Origin of the sequence: Myxococcus qinghaiensis, assembly GCF_024198215.1 — a bacterium.
Taxonomy (GTDB): Bacteria; Myxococcota; Myxococcia; order Myxococcales; family Myxococcaceae; genus Myxococcus; species Myxococcus qinghaiensis.
Window position 1 is genome coordinate 71,720 of the sequence record NZ_JAKCFA010000028.1, and the last position, 17,872, is coordinate 89,591.

15 protein-coding genes are annotated in these 17,872 nt (G+C 71.4%); 5 read left to right on the forward strand and 10 right to left on the reverse strand.

Annotated elements, in window-relative coordinates:
• Positions 1 to 94: 94 nt before the first annotated feature.
• Positions 95 to 979 (forward strand): tryptophan 2,3-dioxygenase family protein, encoded by an 885-nt coding sequence (locus LZ199_RS38540; protein WP_253998792.1) that lies wholly within the window; start codon positions 95 to 97, stop codon positions 977 to 979.
• Between the two features lie 17 nt (positions 980 to 996).
• Complete coding sequence (locus LZ199_RS38545; protein WP_253998849.1) at positions 997 to 2,010, forward strand: methyltransferase; 1,014 nt, start codon at positions 997 to 999, stop codon at positions 2,008 to 2,010.
• 169 nt (positions 2,011 to 2,179) lie between these two features.
• On the opposite strand, the gene LZ199_RS38550 is transcribed toward LZ199_RS38545, so the two are convergent.
• Positions 2,180 to 2,881 carry a response regulator transcription factor gene (locus tag LZ199_RS38550; protein ID WP_217911167.1) on the reverse strand — a complete coding sequence of 234 codons (702 nt, stop codon included), beginning with the start codon at positions 2,879 to 2,881 and terminating at the stop codon, positions 2,180 to 2,182.
• Between the two features lie 311 nt (positions 2,882 to 3,192).
• Between LZ199_RS38550 and LZ199_RS38555 the strand changes: the two genes are divergently transcribed.
• Together LZ199_RS38555 and LZ199_RS38560 are read left to right on the forward strand one after the other, a co-directional pair.
• Positions 3,193 to 4,428 (forward strand): sensor histidine kinase, encoded by a 1,236-nt coding sequence (locus tag LZ199_RS38555; protein ID WP_253998793.1) that lies wholly within the window; start codon positions 3,193 to 3,195, stop codon positions 4,426 to 4,428.
• 212 nt (positions 4,429 to 4,640) lie between these two features.
• Positions 4,641 to 5,045 carry a response regulator gene (locus LZ199_RS38560; protein WP_253998794.1) on the forward strand — a complete coding sequence of 135 codons (405 nt, stop codon included), beginning with the start codon at positions 4,641 to 4,643 and terminating at the stop codon, positions 5,043 to 5,045.
• An 18-nt stretch (positions 5,046 to 5,063) separates the two neighbouring features.
• Here the strand turns inward: LZ199_RS38560 and LZ199_RS38565 are convergent, their stop codons facing one another.
• The 3 genes from LZ199_RS38565 to LZ199_RS38575 form a co-directional block, all read right to left on the reverse strand.
• The gene (locus tag LZ199_RS38565) at positions 5,064 to 6,368 is read right to left on the reverse strand and encodes an ABC1 kinase family protein (protein WP_253998795.1); all 1,305 of its coding nucleotides are present in this window, start codon (positions 6,366 to 6,368) and stop codon (positions 5,064 to 5,066) included.
• Positions 6,369 to 6,446: 78 nt separating this feature from the next.
• The gene (locus LZ199_RS38570) at positions 6,447 to 8,324 is read right to left on the reverse strand and encodes a protein kinase domain-containing protein (protein WP_253998796.1); all 1,878 of its coding nucleotides are present in this window, start codon (positions 8,322 to 8,324) and stop codon (positions 6,447 to 6,449) included.
• 645 nt (positions 8,325 to 8,969) lie between these two features.
• Entirely contained in the window at positions 8,970 to 9,428 is a 459-nt protein-coding gene (locus LZ199_RS38575; RefSeq protein WP_253998797.1) for a hypothetical protein, read from the reverse strand.
• 349 nt (positions 9,429 to 9,777) lie between these two features.
• Here LZ199_RS38575 and LZ199_RS46840 point away from each other — a divergent pair, with 349 nt between their 5' ends.
• Positions 9,778 to 12,069 (forward strand): S41 family peptidase, encoded by a 2,292-nt coding sequence (locus LZ199_RS46840; RefSeq protein WP_253998798.1) that lies wholly within the window; start codon positions 9,778 to 9,780, stop codon positions 12,067 to 12,069.
• Here the strand turns inward: LZ199_RS46840 and LZ199_RS38585 are convergent.
• The 6 genes from LZ199_RS38585 to LZ199_RS38610 all read right to left on the reverse strand — a co-directional run bounded on the left by LZ199_RS38585 (position 12,038) and on the right by LZ199_RS38610 (position 17,871).
• Positions 12,038 to 14,467, reverse strand: a complete 2,430-nt coding sequence (locus LZ199_RS38585; RefSeq protein WP_253998799.1) for a sensor histidine kinase — start codon at positions 14,465 to 14,467, stop codon at positions 12,038 to 12,040. The genes LZ199_RS46840 and LZ199_RS38585 overlap by 32 nt on opposite strands.
• Before the next feature lie 203 nt (positions 14,468 to 14,670).
• On the reverse strand, positions 14,671 to 15,624 hold the full coding sequence (locus tag LZ199_RS38590) for an aldo/keto reductase (RefSeq protein WP_253998800.1): 954 nt from the start codon (positions 15,622 to 15,624) through the stop codon (positions 14,671 to 14,673).
• Positions 15,625 to 15,681: 57 nt separating this feature from the next.
• On the reverse strand, positions 15,682 to 16,851 hold the full coding sequence (locus tag LZ199_RS38595) for an alkaline phosphatase PhoX (protein WP_253998801.1): 1,170 nt from the start codon (positions 16,849 to 16,851) through the stop codon (positions 15,682 to 15,684).
• 83 nt (positions 16,852 to 16,934) lie between these two features.
• On the reverse strand, positions 16,935 to 17,201 hold the full coding sequence (locus tag LZ199_RS38600; protein ID WP_253998802.1) for a DUF5985 family protein: 267 nt from the start codon (positions 17,199 to 17,201) through the stop codon (positions 16,935 to 16,937).
• Positions 17,202 to 17,213: 12 nt separating this feature from the next.
• On the reverse strand, positions 17,214 to 17,474 hold the full coding sequence (locus tag LZ199_RS38605) for a DUF5985 family protein (protein WP_253998803.1): 261 nt from the start codon (positions 17,472 to 17,474) through the stop codon (positions 17,214 to 17,216).
• Positions 17,467 to 17,871 (reverse strand): hypothetical protein, encoded by a 405-nt coding sequence (locus LZ199_RS38610; RefSeq protein WP_253998804.1) that lies wholly within the window; start codon positions 17,869 to 17,871, stop codon positions 17,467 to 17,469. The genes LZ199_RS38605 and LZ199_RS38610 overlap by 8 nt, the downstream gene beginning before the upstream one ends.
• Between the last annotated feature and the right edge of the window lies 1 nt (position 17,872).

Consider the following 17,872-nt stretch of genomic DNA (forward strand, 5'->3'; position numbering starts at 1 on the left):
CCGTCGTAGCGAGCCACGTCCGCTGTCCCAAGCAGGGCACGTCTCCTTCGCGCTCCCACCTCTGAATGCCCAACCTCTCCCTTCGGAGGGCACCATGCACACGCCACATGGTTACAGTTATGCGGAAAAGTTGCGGCAGGAACTGGATGAGCCTCTCTTCAACCCGATGCTGAAGAAGTGGGTGGGCCGCGGAGAGCTGGACTACGAGGTGTACCTCAAGACGCCGCAGCTCCTGGCGTTGCAGGCCCCGGAGGAGCAGCGCGTCTCGCATGACGAGCTGATGTTCCAGGTGGTGCACCAGGCGCAGGAGCTGTGGCTGAAGCTGGCCTCGCGCGAGGCGGTGGAGGTGGTGGCGGAGTTGGACCGCGACGCGCTGTGGGCGGCGTCCGCGCGGCTGGAGCGCCTGTCGCGCATCGTCCAGGGCCTGAAGACGGAGCTGGCCGTGCTGGAGACGATGACGCCGGACACCTATCAGGTCATCCGTCGCAGCCTGGGCAACGGCAGCGGGCAGGAGTCCCCCGGCTACAACATGCTGCGCAAGGCGGCGGAGGGACTGGAGCAGGCCCTGGAGCGGCTCCTCGCGCGCCGCGCGCGGACGTTGCTGGAGGTGTACCAGGGCGGCCCGGATGACCTGAAGCGGCTGTGCGAGCAGCTGGTGGACGTGGACGAGGCCTTCCAGGGTTGGTTGCACGCGCACTTCCAGCTCGTGCGGCGCACCATCGGCGTGGACCGCTCCGTGAAGGCGCTGGACGGGCTGCCCACGCAGGTGCTGGCGGGGCGGATGACGCTTCCCCTGTTCCGCCAGCTCTGGGACGTGCGCGTGGAGCTGACGGCCGGGTGGCGGCGCGAGGGCGGCCATGTGCCAGGCGCCCGTCGCGAGGGCTGCATGGAGGGCGCGATGGGGGCCTTCGCCACCGCGCCGAGGGGAGCGAGCGGGTGCCCGGTGCATCCGGGCTTCCCTCCTCGGGGCGAGTCGTGACGTCGGGGCAGCGCCCCCTGGCCGAGTCACCTCGCGCGCTGCTGCACCTGCTCTACAACGGCGCCAGGGCGGTGGACGTGGTGGAGGCGTCTCTCCAGCTGGGGCTGCTCGAGTCGCTGGAGGGCCCCGCCCCCGTGTCGCTGGCGGAGCTGGCGGCGAAGCATGGCCTGGTGCCAGGCCGGCTCTACAAGCTGCTGGACTGCCTGGAGAGCCTGGGCCTGGTGACGCGGGTGCAGGACACGGACGCGCTCGCGTCCGCGCGCTACCACGCGGTGCCGGGGCTGCGCGAGGCGGCCATCGCCGTGGCGGGCCGGGAGAAGGACCGCGAGAAGTTCCCCTGGCGCGCGCTGCACGGGCGGCTGGGCGACGTGCTGCGCGGACAGCACTCCATCTCCCCGGACGACTTCGACTGGCCGCTGCGCACGCAGGAGCAGTTGGAGGGCTTCGAGACGAGCATGGCCGCGGGCCTGCCGCCCATCCTGGAGTCGCTGCGCCCGCACTCAGCGCGGCTGTGGAAGGGCGACGTGCGCGTGCTGGACGTGGGAGGCGGCGACGGCAGCCTCGCGGCGCTGCTCACGCGCGAGCACCCCACCCTGCGCACGGACGTCTACAACCTGCCGGCGACGCGCGCGCTGGTGGAGCGCACGCGCGAGCGCTTCGGCCTGACGCCCTCCCAGCTGGGCTTCGTGGGCGGCGACTTCCTCACCGAGCCCCTGCCCCAGGGCTACGACGTGATGACGTTCGTCCGCGTGCTGCACGACTGGTCCGCGCAGACGGCGCAGTCGCTGCTGAAGGCCGCGTGGGCGGCGCTCCCGTCCGGGGGCCGCGTGGTCATCTGCGAGGAGTTCCGCACGCCGGAGCGCCTGGCCGCGCAGTTCTTCTGGACGTACTTCCTCATCGGCGTGGACTCGTGCGTCAGCCGGCTGCGCGAGGTGGAGCTGTACCTCCAGATGCTCCAGGACGCGGGCTTCCACGAGCGGGAGGTGCTCCGCGGCGGGCCCTTCGAGCTGGTGACGGCCGTGAAGCGCTGAAGACAGCACGGGCCAGGGCAGGCACTGCGCTCTTCCTCTGCCCTGGCCCGCTGGGGACCTTCCTCGCGACGACCCGTGCGCTGGGGGGAGGGGAGGAGCGCCAGGGTCTTCGCACCCTGACACGCCCGCGCGTGCCCGCCCATTGCCTGCAAGTGCCGGCCCCGGGGACTCAGACTCCTGCTGGCCGGTGAACACCCAGCTGACAGCCGAGCACCGCCAGCTGCGTGCGGTTCTCCGAGCCCAGCTTCTTGTAGATGCTGGTGATGTGCGCCTTCACCGTGCGCTCGGTGATGCTCAGGCACGCGGCGATTTTCAGGTTGTCCGCGCCCGCGGCCACGTAGCCCAGCACCTCCCGCTCGCGCGGCGTCAGGAGCCCCAGCTCCACGCCGCCCATGGGCACCTCCTCCTGCTGCACGAAGCCCGGCACGGAAGGCACCCAGGACAGCCCCGTGGGCATCAGCCGCTCTCCGCGCGCGACACGCGTCACCGCTTCGACAACCTCCGCGCAGCCCACGTTGTGCTTCCACAGATAGCCCGCGGCGCCCGCCTGCAGGCACTGCTCCACCACCTCCGGCTCGTGGTGGCTCGACAGCACCAGCGCCTTCACCGACGGATAGAAGTCATGCAGACACTGCAGCGCCGTCATGCCCGTGGCCGTTCCGTCCTGGTCCGGGGGTTCCAACCGCAAGTCCAGCACGGCCACGTGCGGCATCTGCTCCCGCACTCTCGCCAGGAAAGGCGGTGTCTGTGCGCAGCGCGCCACCACATCCATCCCGGCGCTCTCCAACACCAACACCAGACTCTCCCTGAAGACCTGCTGGTCTTCCAAGAGGGCCACTCGGATTCGCTCATTGGAAATGTCTGTCGTCATCACCACTCCAAATGTCACCAGCGCCTCCGCGATTCAGCACGGCGAGCGCCACACCAGCAGCCTTGTTCATCAGAGGATGTTCAAAGAGTGTTCAGGGAACGTTCAAGGTGAGCAGTGCCATCGCTCCAGGGGACCTCCATTCACAGGACGAAGCTGGGGGTGTTTCTTCACCCATATTCCAGACATCCAGACTCCTGGCAGCGCGGATTGGACACGCAGTCCACACAAGGCATACCCGTGCGGGCAAGACGTCCGCGCTGGTGGGTCCCCCTCTCTTGTCGCCGCTGGCGGCGTGGGTTACAGCTCAAGGCATGTCTCCCGCGTCTTCACCTGAGAATGAGCTCCAGGCCATCCTCGAAAAGGTAAGAAAGACACACGGCCCTGACTTCGAGCACGAGCCCCTGACCCCCGCCAGACATTCCTGGGCCCTGGAAGGCATCGCGGGCGCGCTCGCGGTGCTGCGGGGTGACGTGGTGCAGTGGGTGAACCTGCGCTGGCAATCCCTGACACTGGCGCGGGGCCCGTGGCGTCGGCTGACGGACAGCGGGCAGGAGGAGGGGCCCGCGCTGCTCACGTTGCGCAGCGTCGTCGCGGCGGAGGCTCGCGCGCTCGAGGGGGCTTCGGCGGAGGAGATCGCCCGCACCGCGCGCTACAGCTACGCGGGAGGTCACCAGCAGATGGAGGTGCGGGTCTGTCGCGTCAGCCCCGACGGGCCCGTGGTGCTGGTGCTCGCCCAGGATGTGACCGAGCAGGTTCGCGTGGAGGAGACGCTGGAGCGCGAGCGCCGAGCGCTGGCCGAGCGGGAGCACCTGCGCATGCTGAGCGAGCAGGCCTCCGGCATCGCACATGACCTGAGCAGTCTGCTGGTGGCGATGAAGCTCCGGCTGGAGATGCTCCAGCTGAGCGACGCCAGGCAGCCTCAGCAGGCCCCCGCCGCGGCGCCGCCCGCGCACGTGGACACGCTCTTGCGCATCGTCGCGGACGCCACCACCCGGCTGTCACGCCTGCGGGACTTCGCGCGCCAGCGGCCGGAGTCTCCGGTGGAGCCCGTGCAATTGGCGGACGTGGTGCGCGACTCGGTGGAGATCGCCCGCGACGAGCTGGAGTCCCGGGCGGCGCGGCAAGGACTGACGCTGCTGCTGGACGTGGACGTGCCCCGGCTGCCGCTGGTGGAGAGCTCCGCGGCGGACCTGCGCTGCGTCGTCCTCAACCTGCTGCGCAACGCGCGCGACGCCATGGCCCAGGGCGGCACCCTGCGCGTGCGCGGACGCCTGGCGCTGGGCCACGCCATCCTCACCGTGGAGGACGAGGGCACCGGCATCCCCGAGGAGCACCTGCTCTCCATCTTCCAGCCCTTCTTCACCACCAAGGGCCAGCACGGCACCGGGCTGGGGCTGTCCATGGCCCATGACGTGGTGACGCGCGCGCGGGGCACCCTCAACGCCGCCAACCGCCCGGAGGGAGGCGCCATCTTCACCATCACCCTGCCCTCCCTGCAGCGAAAGGCCCCCGCCCGGGAGCGCCCCGCCTCCTGGCGCTCCGGCTGACCGTCCCGTCCGAGTCCGGAGTTCCCGGGCGGGTGGAGTCCCACCCGGACCACCCGTCACGTCGTGCCGCCGTCACGTGAAAGTCGGGCCCCGCGAGGAAGGGGGGTGGCGACAGGGACGCGCACCTAGGTGATAATCCGTAGGCCACCCGGCCTGGTGGCGATATCCGGTGGGCGGCGGCACCCAATCCGCGCTCTCAAGGGGGAGGCGTCATGTCGGAGATGAAGATCCGCGTGCTGGTGGTGGATGATGACCAGGAGCAGCTCGACCTGGCGGAGCGCTCGCTGTCCGCGTTCGGCTTCGATGTTCGCACACACCGCTCGTCGTTGGGCGTCTCCAACCTGGTGCGCACGACGCTGCCGGACCTGGTGCTGCTGGACGTCAACATCCCCGCGCTCACCGGGGACAAGGTGCTGACGCTGGCGCGTGGACAGGCTCCGGCCGGGACGCGCTTCGTGCTGTTCTCCGCCTCCGACGAGGCCAAGCTGCGCGCGCTGGCCATTGCCTCGGGCGCGGACGGCTACATCACCAAGAGCACCCAGGGCGAGGAGCTGGCCAAGAAGCTCCACGCCATCCACGCCAAGGGCCGCACCGGCGTGGCCGCGCCGGCCCCGTAGGGCCCGGGCCGCCTCGCTTCAGCTCAGCAGCTCCGCCATCTCCAGGAAGACGCCGCGGAAGTCACCCCGCGCGCCGATGAGCCGCAGGTTCTGCGCGAGTCCCCCGGTGGAGCGGAAGAACATCACCGCTTCCGGCGGCGGCTTGATTTTGAGGAAGCGCGCCGCGTTGCGGGTGAAGTGGTTGCGCATGTCGCGGGTGATTTCGCAGGTCATGTAGTCGTACGGCGTCAGCCGCATGGGCCTGCCGGCGATGTGCAGCACCTCGCGAATCAACTCCGCGGCCTCCTCGCCGGGCAGCTCCACGGTGAAGCCCACCTCCTGGCTCAGCCGGAGGATGTCCATGGGCTCCAGCCGCATGGAGTGCAGGAACATGCGCCGGTTGGCGTCCACGAAGCGCGGGCTGAAGCGCTTGATGGAGCCGAAGTCCAACAGCCCCAGCCGCCCGTCCGGCATCACCATGAAGTTGCCCGGGTGCGGGTCCGCGTGGATTTCGCCCGAGCCGAAGAAGGGCCCGTACGTCGCGCGGATGAGCTGCCGCGAGACACGGAAGCGCTCATCGTTGGAGTCGACGGTGGTCACCCAGTCCTTCAGGGTGGGCCCCTCCAACAACTCCAGCGTCAGCACGCGCTCGGCGCTGTGGCTGGCGATGACCTTCGGGACGTACAAGTCCTTCAGGTCCGCCACCCCGCGCGCGAAGCCCTCCGCCAGCGAGGCCTCGCGGCGGTAGTCCAGCTCCAGCAGCAGCTCGTCGCGGAACTCGTTGAAGTAGGCGGAGCCGTCCATCAGCCGCGACGCCATCGAGACGGTCTTCACGACGAGGCCCAGGTTCTCCATGTCGTGGGTGAGCGACTCGGCGATGCCCGGGTACTGCACCTTCACGGCGACGACGCGGCCGTCCTCCAGCACCGCGCGGTGCACCTGGCCCAGCGACGCGGCGGCCAGCGGCTCCTTGCTGAACTCGCGGAAGGCGTCCTCGGGAGAAGCCCCCAGCTCCTGGCGCACCACGCGCGTCACCATGTCGTAGGACATGGCGGGCGCCTGGTTCTGCAGCCGCGCCAGCACCTGCCGCACCTCCGGGGTGAGCAGGTCCGGGTCCATGGAGATGGCCTGGCCCAGCTTCATGGCCGCGCCCTTGAGCTCTCCCAGGGTGGCGACGAGCTTCTCCGCGGAGCTCTTGCTGAGCAGCTCCGGCGTGCCGCCAGCCAGGCGCTTCGCGCTGCTCTTGAGCACGTCGGTGCCCACCTGCATGGAGAGGCCCGCCAGCTTGCGCAGCCGGGTGAAGCGCCCTTGAGGAGGAAGCGAGTCGTCGGAGTCGGAGGCCATGGGTCCCCTTGGATTAACGAGGAGGCCCCTCCGGGACGCAAGACACCGCCGTGCTTCCGTCAACGCCCGGCCGCCCGCCTAACGCGGTGTGGGCGTGTTGCGCAGCCGGGCCCGCATGGCGCGCCAGCGCTTGAGGCCCTCCAAATCCAGCGGATCCATCCTCACGGCCTGCTCGTAGGCGGCGAGCGCCTCCTGGAGCCTGCCCACCGAGGAGAGCGCGTCACCGGACAGCCGCTGCACGGCCGCTCGGCCGTCGCGGCCGGGGAACTCCGTGAGGAAGCGGCGGCGGCAGTGCTCCAGCGCGGTGGCGGTGAGGCCCGCGGCGAGGCAGCGCTCCACGCCCTCCACGTTGCCCAGCCTCGCGTCGTATTCGACCCGCCGCTCCACATGCCCCAGCACGTGGAGCGCGGTGGCCACCCGCTCGCCCACCCGCTCCAGCTGGGCGCGCTGGCCCAGGGACAGGTTGCGGCTCTTGAGCGGCTCCAGCGCGGCGCGCGCGCGGCTTGCTCCCGCGCGCAGCGTCTCCGGGGTGGCGTCGCGAGGCACCTCCAGCACCGCGTAGTGGTCACCCGCCAGGCGGGCCCGGAAGCCCTGGAGCACCCGCTCCGCCACGGCGTCCTCCTGCATGGGGGACGGCGGAGGCGTGGGCGGCTCCAGCCGCACGCCAGACTTCACCCGCGCCAGCGCTTCATGGAAGGCCGGCGAGTTGTCGCGAAGCTGCACGCCGAAGCCCGGCGTCATGCGCCACGCCCGGGCCTGCTCCTCCGTCACGTGACGCACCACCTGGCCCGTGCAGGCCAGCTCACCGCCGGGCAGCCGCAGGAGCAGGCCCACGTCGGACAGGAGCGGCGGCGGTGACGCGTGGGTGTGGAGGAAGATGCCGGCGCGGCCCACCCACTCGCAGCGCAGCTCCGTCGAGTGCGGCGTGCCCGCCATGCGCACCCGCGCGGTGAAGCCGGGGACGGTGGGCTCGGGTTCCGGCGCGAGCGCGGTGGCCAGCGCGGCGCGCAGGTCCGCGGCCTGGGCGAAGCGGTCCGCCGGGCGCTTGGCCAGCGCGCGCAGGAGCACGCGGGACAGCGCGGGCGGCACCCCGGGGCGAACCTCGTGCGGCGGCACCGGCTGCTTCTGGAGGTGACCGATGAGCACCTCCGCCGCCGTGCGCCCCGCGAAGGGCACGCGCCCGGTGAGCAGGAAGTAGCCCAGCACGCCCACCGCGTAGATATCCGTGCGCGCGTCCACCACGTCGTCGCCGCACTGCTCGGGCGCCATGAACTCCGGCGTCCCCAGGAGCACTCCCACTTCCGTGGTGTGCAGCCCCGCGGGACGCGACAGCAGCTTGGCGATGCCGAAGTCCAACAGCTTCACGCGCTGGCGGCCCAGCAGGCCCGGCACCAGGAAGACGTTGGCGGGCTTCAAGTCGCGGTGGACGATGCCGTGCGCGTGCGCGGCGCCCAGCGCGTCACACACCTGCGACAGCAGGTCCACGACGACCGGAGGAGCCAGGGGCCCCTGCGCGAAGGCCGCCAGGCTCTGCCCCTCCAGGTACTCCATGACGAGGTAGGGGCGCCCGTCGCGCACGTCCAGGTCATAGAGCGCGACGACATTCTCGTGCTGCACCACCGTCAGCGTGCGCGCCTCTGACAGGAAGCGGGCGACGAGGTCCGGGTCCTGCGCCAGGTGCGAGTGCAGCACCTTGATGGCCACGCGCTTCTGGATGAGCGCGTGCTCGGCCAGCATCACCGTGCCCATGCCGCCCCGGCCCAGCTCCTTCAAGAGCTTGAAGTGCCCCAGCTGCTGCCCCACCAGCGAATTGGCGGGCGTGGCGGGCACTGGCGTGGGCTCCACCAACATCGGCGGCGGAGTCCCCGCGTACAGCATCGTGTTGCCCTCCGCGGGCGTGGGCCGATGAGGACGCACCCAGGTCGGGCAGTCACTCGGGTCGGAGTGCGAAGGCACGCAAGAGCAGGTGGCGTTCTGGAGGAACACGGGGAGCGGGATGAAGCCGGCGGGGACAGGGGTCTATTGCGGCGAGTATCTGCGAGCCATGTGCCACCCGGAATTCAACCGCGCTGGCACCGGATCTTCATGCGGAAGGCCTTGAAGGACTTCGGGTTCCGAACAGTGGCGGGAGAACACCTCCCGTCTGGCTGAAATTGTCCCCTTCTCTCTCCGCAGAAACTACAGCCATTCGGTTGAAAACATTACCGCCAGCCTCGCTTTCGGCGGCCTCGTTACAGGGAATCCTTTTCTCTCTGTCGCACTGTCGTGTTTTCCGGAAGACGTTCCTCGCCTTTCCGGAGTCCGCCCCCCTCGCCCCTCGAAAAGACGCACGGGGTTGGGTTCCTTGAGTCGAAAGATGTGACGAGGGTGCACGAGCCGACGGAAGGCACCGCGCGACAGTTCACAGGGTGCGGTGCGGCGCGAACCTGGAAACGGGAAGTGCCTCCGAGCGGGAGCCCTTGGGGGCATCGCTCGGAGGACCTCGACCGGGAGTCCACGGCCCGATGAAGACGGCACACGCGAGGCGCGTGCTCACGCCCTGTCACCACGGAGGGAGGGCCGTCCCACCCGGGATGAGCAGGACGGACTCCTCAAGACACCTCAGCCGATCTGCGGCTCGCAGACACCCCTCGACGTGCAGGTCAGGTCCTCGCAGCACTCGGCGCTCGAGCCGCAAGCGCCCTCGGTGGGGACACACGCGGGGCCCGCGTCCGGCTCACCGCCAGGCCCCGCGTCCGGCTCGCCGCCGGGGCCCGCGTCCTGCGCGCCGCCACATGCGCCCAGCGTGTCGCCGTGCTTGAGGTGGGCCTTCACGGCGGGCGCGCCCACGACAATCGTGTGCGCGTTGGCCGGATTGCCCGGAGGAATGTGGCAGACAGCCAGTCTGGCCAGGCCGGGCACACCGTCCTCGGAGCCCGATGCGCCTTCCAGTCCGCCCGTCTGGGGGTCTCCCGGTGCAGCATCACCTTCGGGCCGGGGCGAGCCACCGCACCCGCTCACCAGCAGCGTGCACAAGGCCGCGACGAGCGCGGGCGTCGCAAGGATATCCAGACTTCGCATGAGCGTTCTCCAGTTCCGGGTGTACGGGCGTCGAGCGTCGCGTGCGTGAAACATCCGAGACAGGCGACAGTCCTTTCGCGCGCTCGTGCTCCACGGCCATTGCCGGGACCTGCACGTGCGTCACGTCTGGAACCAGGGCTCCGGCCCTCTCAACCGCCTGCCCCCGCGAGCACATCCACCACGCGAAAGAGACCCGCGACCGCGGCTCGCGGCCACGCCATCCAGGAGGCGCGGACAGTTCCGGACAGGGTGTGGGCGGACGAGTCCAGATGTCACCGCGCGTCCGTGGGAACCTTTCTCGCGGAGAGGGTGTCTGGCGCGCGGCAGGGGCCGTCATCGAGAGGTGGACGTGGAACACGCGCGAGGCTGGCGGCCGCCAGTCGTCTGGATGGGTTGTGTCTTCGGAGTGCTGCTGGGCCTGGGTGTCTCGGGGCGTGCACACGCCGCGGAGCCACCCGCCGCGCGCGTGAAGCCCGATGCGGCCCTGGAGAACGCCGCCGTCCTGGGGCGCGTCTGGGGCACGGTGAAGTACGCGCACCCCGCGCTCGCCTTCCGCGCGGTGGACTGGGACGCGGCCCTGGTGGAGTCACTCCCGGGCGCGCTCGCTTCGAGCACTCCGGAGGCGCTCGCCGCGTCGGTGGGCACGCTGTTGCGCCGGATGGAGGACCCGCTCACCCGCGTCGAGCCCGAGCCCTCCGCGCCGCCCGCGCCCCATGAGCCCTCAGGCCCGCTCTCCCGCTGGTCCGGTGACGTGCTGGTGTTGGACTTGGATCGGCGCTTCACGAACTTCAACGCGCTGTATCCCGCGATGACGGCGGTGGGGCCGGAGCTCGCCCGCGCGCGCCGCGTCGTCGTGGACCTGCGCGCCAGCGGGCCCGACGAGGCCGTCTGGATGGAGCTGGCGCTGGGCTTCCTGGAGCGCTCGCTCCCCTCCGACGTGGTGACAGCTCCGGCGGAGCGCTTCCGCGTGTACTCGGGCTTTCCCGTGCAGGTGGGGCCGAGCTCCGGGGGCTACAGCGCCTCGGTGGAGACGCGGCTGGCGCGGACCTTCACGCCCGCGCCCCAGACGCCGAAGCGCTCGCTGGTCCTCCTCGTCAACGGCCGCACGCCCCTGTCGCCCCTGCTGCTCGCCCTGCTCTCCTCCCCGCGCACGCGGCTCGTCACCCAAGGCGCGCTGGATGAGACCTCCGCCGTGAAGACGCGCACCCTGTCCCTGCCCGGAGGCCAGCGCGCGGTGGTGCGCGCCTCGGAGCTGGTGTTCCCCTCCGGCTCGTCGGGGCTGCGCGCGGACGTCACCGTGCCCGCCAGCGCGGACGAGGGCGACACCGGCCCCGCGTTCCAGGCCGCGCTCCGACTGCTGCGCACAGGCACACCGAAGGCCTCCGCGCGCGTCGCGGCGAAGGACTCGGGACTCCCCGTGGGCGGACCCGATGACGCGTACGCCGCCATGACGTACCCGTCCGAGCCCTACCGGATGCTCGCGGTCATCCGCTTCTGGAACGTGATGCGCTTCTTCCACCCGGACCCCAAGGCCCTGCGAGATTGGGACGCGGTGCTGCCGGAGTTCCTCGGCCAGGCCCGCGCGGCCCGGGACGCGCGCGCGTACACGCAGGTGCTCTACGCGCTGTCCGCGCGCGTCTCCGACGGCCACGTCTTCGTCGCGGAGAACGGCCAGCCCCTGCGCTCGCTCGCCGAGGCCACCGCGCCGCTCGTCCTGCGCGCGGTGGAGGGGCGCTTCCTGGTGGCGGAGCTGCCCGTGCCCGAGGCCGCGCGCGCCGCCGGCATCAGCGTGGGTGACGAGGTGTTGACCATCGACGGGGAGCCAGCGGCCACGCGCGCCTCGCGCTTCTCCGCCCTGCTTGGCGCCTCGCACGACGCGGCCCGCGCCGCCCGCGTGGCCAGCCTGCTGCTCGCGGGCGCGGACGGGAAGCCCGTGGAGGTGATGACCCAGGGCGTGGATGGACGCATGAAGGAATCGCGGCTGCCCCGCTCGCGTGACTTCCTCCCGTTCCTCCGCCCTCCCATCCAGGACGACGCGCCATGGAGGCAGCTCGACGGCGGCGTGGGCTACGTGGACCTGAGACGGCTGCGCGCCGACTCGGTGGACGGGATGTTCGAGGCGATGAAGGACACGCGCGCCCTCGTGCTCGACTTGCGCGGCTATCCCCAGGGCAGCGCCTGGGCGCTGACGCCTCGCCTCAACACCCGGGGCGCCACGGCGTCCGCGTTCATCGCCCGCCCGCTGCTGTCCGCGGGGGAGGTGCGGGAGGTGCGCCACCCGGACACGCTGCCCGCAGGCGACAAGCCGCGCTATGCCGGCCGCGTCGTCGTGCTCGTGGACGAGCGGACGCTGAGCCAGGGCGAGTACACGGCCATGATGATTCAAGCGGCCTCCGGCGCGCGACTGGTGGGCAGCGCCACGGCGGGCGCGGTGGGCGACACCACCAACGTCTGCCTGCCCGGCGACGTCTGCGTGCTCTTCACCGGTCAGCGCTTCGAGACACCCGACGGCCGCGCGGTGCAGGGCGTGGGGCTGCGCCCGGACGTGGAGGTCCACCCCACCGTGCGCGGCCTGCGCGCGGGACGCGACGAGGTGCTGGAGCGCGCCCTCACCCTGCTGCGCGAGGCAGGTGCACGGTGAAGACGGAGCCCACGCCCTCGCGGCTCTCCACCTCGATGCGACCGCCCATCGCCTCGACAATCTGCCGGCTGATGTAGAGCCCCAGGCCCAGCCCTCCGTAGTGCCGCTCCGACACCGCGCGCTCGAAGCGACCGAAGAGCCTCGGCAGCGCCGTCTCGGAGATGCCGATGCCCTCGTCCCGCACCGACAGCCGCACCTGGTCCTCGCCCTCCGCCGCGGCCGTCACCTGCACGGGCCTGCCGGCGCCGTACTTGGCCGCGTTGGTGAGCAGGTTCACCAGCACCTGGTCCAACCGCAGCGAGTCCCACCGGCCCTGGAGCGGCGCCGGAATGTCCACGCTCACCGAGCACCCCGCCACCGCGAACACCTCCTCCATCCGCTCCACCGCGTCGCGCACCGCCTGGCCCAGGTCCACCTCCGTGGGCTCCAGCGCCAGCCGTCCCAGCGACACGCGGCTGACGTCCAGCAGGTGGTCCACCAGCGAGGCCAGCCGCTGCACCTGACGCATCGCCGTGGACAACCGGGGCGCCACCTTCTCGCGCGACTCCACGCCGAGCGCCCGGTCGATGAGCCCATGCTGGAGCTTGAGGCTCGTCAGCGGCGTCTTCAGCTCGTGGCTCGCCACCGACAGGAACTCGTCCCGCAGCCGCACGGCCGCCTGCGCGTCCCGGTACAGCGACGCGTTCTCCAGCGCCACCGCCACCCGCCGCGCCAGCTCCTCCATCATCGACACGTCCGACATGGCCAGGGGCCGCTGCGGCGGCGACGTGCCCAGCGTGATGACGCCCAGCGTGCGCCCGCGCGTGCGCACCGGCACCACCAGGAGCGACGCGGGCCTCAAGGCCTCCAGGAGCGCGCGCTGGTGCTCGGAGCTCTCCGACAGCCGCTCGCACAGCGCCGCGTCCACGTCCGGCACGAAGCGCGGCTCTCCCGACTGGAAGCACTCGCGCGACAGGGACAGCGCGCCCTCTCCGCCCAGCACGGAGAGCACGGAGGCATCGCGTGAAGGCTCCTGGTGCGCGGACGCCACGCACCGCAGGGAGCCATCCGGCCCCACCAGCTCCACCAGACAACTGGAGGCCACGCTGCTCGCGGCCACGCGGGCCACGTGCTCCAGCGTCCACTCCACATCGTCCAGGTGCTCCGCCAGCGCGCGGCTCGCCTCCAGCAGGAAGAAGAGCCGCTCCTCGGCCTCCTTGCCCATCTGCAGCGCGTGGTGGAGCCGCTCGCCGCGCTCGCGCAGCGTCCCGTACAGCGCCGCGCGCTCCAGCGCCTGCGAGCACTGGTGGGCCATCGCCTCCAGGAAGGAGCGCTCCAGCGGGGCGAACGCGCGCGGCGCGCTCCACGCCAGCCCCACGAACCCCAGGAGGCCCCGCTCCGTCAGCAGCGGGAGGATGGAGCTCGCCCCCTCGCCCAGCGCCGACAGGTCCTCTCCGACGATGCCCGCGAAAGGAAGGATGTCCTCCAGCCGGGAGAACCACTGCGCCTCGCGCCGCTCCATCGCCAGCGCCAGCATGGGCAGGCCCGACACCCGCTGCCCGTCGATGGCGTCCATCCAGTCCCGCGAGTAGCCGATGGCGCCGAGCGCGCGCAGACAGCCCTCATCGGTCAGCGCAAGGACGACGACGCGCGTCGCGCCCGAGGCCTCCAGTCCGTCGCGCACCAGCACCCGCGCCACGTCCTCGGCGGTGGCCGCGCGGGACAGCGCCGCCGTCACCATCTGCAGCCGCGAGGAGAAGGACTGGGACGCGCGCGCCTCCTCGTACAGGAGCGCGTTGTCCATGGACAGGCTGGCGCGGCGGGCCAGCTCCATCGCCACGTCCACGTCCGGCGCATCGAAGGAGGCCACCCTGTCACCTCGCACCAGGGACAGGGCGCCGAGCACCCGCCCTCGCGCCACCAACGGCAGGATGAGCGCCGCCCGGCTGCCCAGGCTCCGGACGTTGTCGAGTGGGGCCCTGGCTCGCACCAGCCCCGGCAGTGGCTCGTCCGTCACCACCGGCAGCACCACCGGACGGCCGGTGCGCAGGGCCTCGGAGATGCCACCCGGTGACACCAGGTCCACGGGCCACAGCCGGGCCAGCTCGTGCACCAGCGCCACCTGCTCCGGCTCCCGGTGCGCCGCGGCCACGCGCTCCACGCGCCCGTCCTCGGAGATGACGTCCACCGCGCACCAGTCCGCCAGCACCGGCACCGCCAGCTCCGCCAGCCGGTGGAGCACCGTGCGCCACTCCAGCGACGTGCCCAACAGCTCGCCCGCGCGGGCCAGGAAGACCAGGCGCGCGTCCTCCGGGGAAATCGGCGGCTGCGCGTGGAGCTCGGGGGAGGGCTCGATGCGGCGGAGGTTCCCGGCGTCATCGGAGGAGGCGTCAGGGGACGAACCGGACTCGGCGGACATGGAGGCAGACCACGCTGGAAGAGAAGCGCCGCGCGACATCGGACCCCGAGGCTAGAGACGTCCCGGAGGTGTCAACAATGCTGTCTGTCTTCGCGGACAGGGAGACTGTCCAGTGTCGGACCGGTGAGTCGTTGAGTCCCGTTCGCGAGCCCCGCTTCGGACACCGCGCGTACGGAATGACTCGGGACTGGGAGGACGCGGACTCAGCGCGCGGCGGCGGCCGTCGGCGGGTTCCACCACACGCCGCCCTTGCCCTCCATGGCGGCCTTCGCGCGCTCGCGCACGTCGGTGAGCTCCTCCCTGGACAAGGGACGCGCCGAGTGGGCCGCGCCGAGCGCCGCGTCCTGCTCGTTGGGGTGGCTCATCCCCATCAACATGACGTCCGGGTCCAACGACAGCGTGTAGTGCACGCACTCCTCCACGCTCAGGTGCGGCAGGAGCGGCGCGTCCCGGTCCTCGCGTCCGCCGGAGCCCACCTTGCCGCGCGGCCGGAGCTCCAGCGGCCGGCCATACCCCTCCGTGTCGCCCAGGAGCTTGCCCGCGCCGAACGTCTTGAACGACACCACGCCCACGCCGCGCGAGCGCGCCAGCGGCAGCACGTCCTCCACGTAGCGCGCGTCCACGAAGGGCCCCAGCGGGAACATCACCACGTCGCACAGCCCGGAGCTCACCGCCGCGCGCAGCACGTCCGGGTGGTGGCTGGAGATGCCCCGGAAGCGCGCCTGCCCCGCGCTCACGCACCGGCCCAGCTGCGCAAGGCCTCCGCCCGGCGCGGCCAGTTGCTCCCACGCGGCCAGCTCCGACACGGCGTGGAAGGCGAACAGGTCCACCGTCGCGTGGCCCAGCCGCTTCAAGCTGGCCTCCACCTGCGGCGCCACCGGCGCGTCGAGCACGTCCACCTTGTCGATGAGGAACACGTGCTCGCGCCGGCCGCGCAGCGCCTCGCCCACCACCTCCTCGCTCAGCCCCTCCTCGTAGTTGGGCGCGGTGTCGATGACGTTCAGCCCCGCGTCCAGGGCGCGGCGCAGCGTGGCGACGAGCACCTCGCGAGGCGCCGAGCGGTCGGCGATGTCACCGATGCCCACCGCCGTGGCGACGAAGCCGGTGCGGCCCAGCGCGCGGCGGGGCGTGAAGCGGGGAAGTGGAGTCACGGACATGCCTCCGGTTGTGCAAGAGGCCCTCCCTCGTCGTCAAGGCACGCGGCGCGGGAAGGTTCAGCGGAAGGGCCCGGAGACCTCGAACGTCACGCCCGCGTTGATGGAGTTCGTCGTCCCGCGCTGCGAGCTGAAGTACAGCCTGCGTCCATCCGGGCTGAAGGCCAGCCCCGTCAGCTCCGAGCCCGCGTGGCCCCGCACGCGCAGGAAGCTGGCGACGATGCGCTGGGGGCCCGGGGTGATGAGACAGATTTCCAGGTTGCCGCCGTCCTCCGCGACGAAGAGGTCACCCGAGCGGGACACCACCACGTTGTCCACGCCGGACAGCGGCGAGCCCGGGTGCAGGGACGCGGCGTAGAGGACCTCCAGCTTCCCCGTGGCCGGCGTGTGGGCCCACACGCGGTTGTCCCCCTTGGTGGTGAAGTAGACGACGCCGCTGTCGTACCAGCATCCCTCGCCGCCGTTGAACCCCGTCGTCCGCGCCGCCACGTCGGGCTGGAGCGACGCGGACCTGTCCGTCGCGCACCGCACCCAGCGCACCATCGCCGCGCCCGTCAGCGCATCGCCCGTCACGTGGGCCGCCTCCAGCGTGCCCGCCGCCAGCACCGGCCACGCGGACGGAGTGAAGCGGTACAGCCGCCCGCTCGGGTGGTCCTCCGTCAGGTAGAGCCGGCCACCGTCCGGGTCCACCGCCACCGCCTCGTGGGGGAACGTCCCCAGCGCGTCGCGCACCACGCCCTGCGAGGCCTTGACCGGGTTGCACTCCCAGACGCGCCCGCCGCCGTGCTCCTCGCACGACAGCCACGTGCCCCAGGGCGTCGGCCCCCCCGCGCAGTTCATCCGCGTGCCGGCCAGGATGCGGTACGCCGCCACCACGCTCCCACCGCCGTTGAAGCGCAGCGCTCCGACACCTCCGGGGTTGCCCTCGCTGTTGGACACGTACACCCAGCCGCCGTCGGGCCGGGGGAAGCAGGCGCCGCCATCCGGCGCGGGGTGCCACACGTAGCCGGTGTTCCCCACCGCCTGTCCCGAGCGGGCCACGATTCGCGAGGTGAAGCCCGCCGGCAGTCGCAGCCCGTTGACGTCAGGGCTCCCGGACATCGCCCCATAGGGACTGGCGCCCGGCTGGGCCGGCGCCGCATAGGCGTCCCTCCAGAACGACGGGCCCCAGGCGAGCGCTCCACTTCCGAGCGCGGAGAGACGAAGGAAGCCACGGCGACTCAGACGCATGTGCGGGTTCTCCTGTGCGAGCAGGAAAACCACCCACGCCGCCCCTCACCACTGAACGCGGCGCGAGCGTGAGGCCCGCGACATCAGCCGCGTCGACCCGCGCGGTTCTTGTCCCAGATGGCGTAGAGGATGATGAGGAAGGCGACAAGCCGCGCCACGTAGAGGTAGTAGCGGCGCTCGTCCATCGACTCCATCAGCGCGGACGCCACCGAGTTCGCCCCCAGCAGCGTGAACGCCAGCGCGAAGAAGCCGAACAGGCGCTCGTGCGACTGCTTCCAGAAGCGCAGGAAGAACAAGGCGCACGCCATCCACCCCATCGCCGCCGCGCCGTTGAGCATGGACCTGAGCATGGGCGAGCTACCTCACGAGGCGTCCCAGATGAGGCCGTACAGCAGGACGGAGACACTGGCCAGCCCGGTCAGCAGGCGCGGCATGTACAGGTCGATGGTGGTGGGCAGAATCACCAGGTCCACGAAGAGCAGCACGTTGCTGACCGCCAGCCCCACGAAGCACAGCCCGCTCCACAACAGGAGCCGGGACTGGCTGCTCTTCCACGCGCGCAGGAGCAGCACCGCGCACGCCACGCTGGTCAAGGCACAGAGGATGTAGACCGCCTCAGCCATTGTCGCCGTCCTTGTCCTTCTTCAGCACGAAGGCTTCAGCGAAGCCCCGGACCTTGTCCAACGGCCGGGAGAAGATGAAGGAGATGACACTCACCCGCCGCGCACCGTACACCGCCGCCAGCTCCGTCACCGCCTGCGCGTCTTCCGAGCTCGCGGGACTGAAACGATAGACGGGCGCGGCTCCGCCGTCGCTCACCAACAGCTTGCGCGCGGTGAGGTCCGTCAGCCTCGCGGCCGCGGAGAGTTCTGTGATGCGCAGCTCCAGGCTCACCGATGACGCGGTCCACTCCCGTCCCGGATGGGCGCGGAGCAGGAGAAGCACCTCCAGCTTCTCCAGGGAGTCGATATGCGTCGTGATGAAGCGCTGGACCCGCGGGGGGAGTCCGGCGTCGCTCACC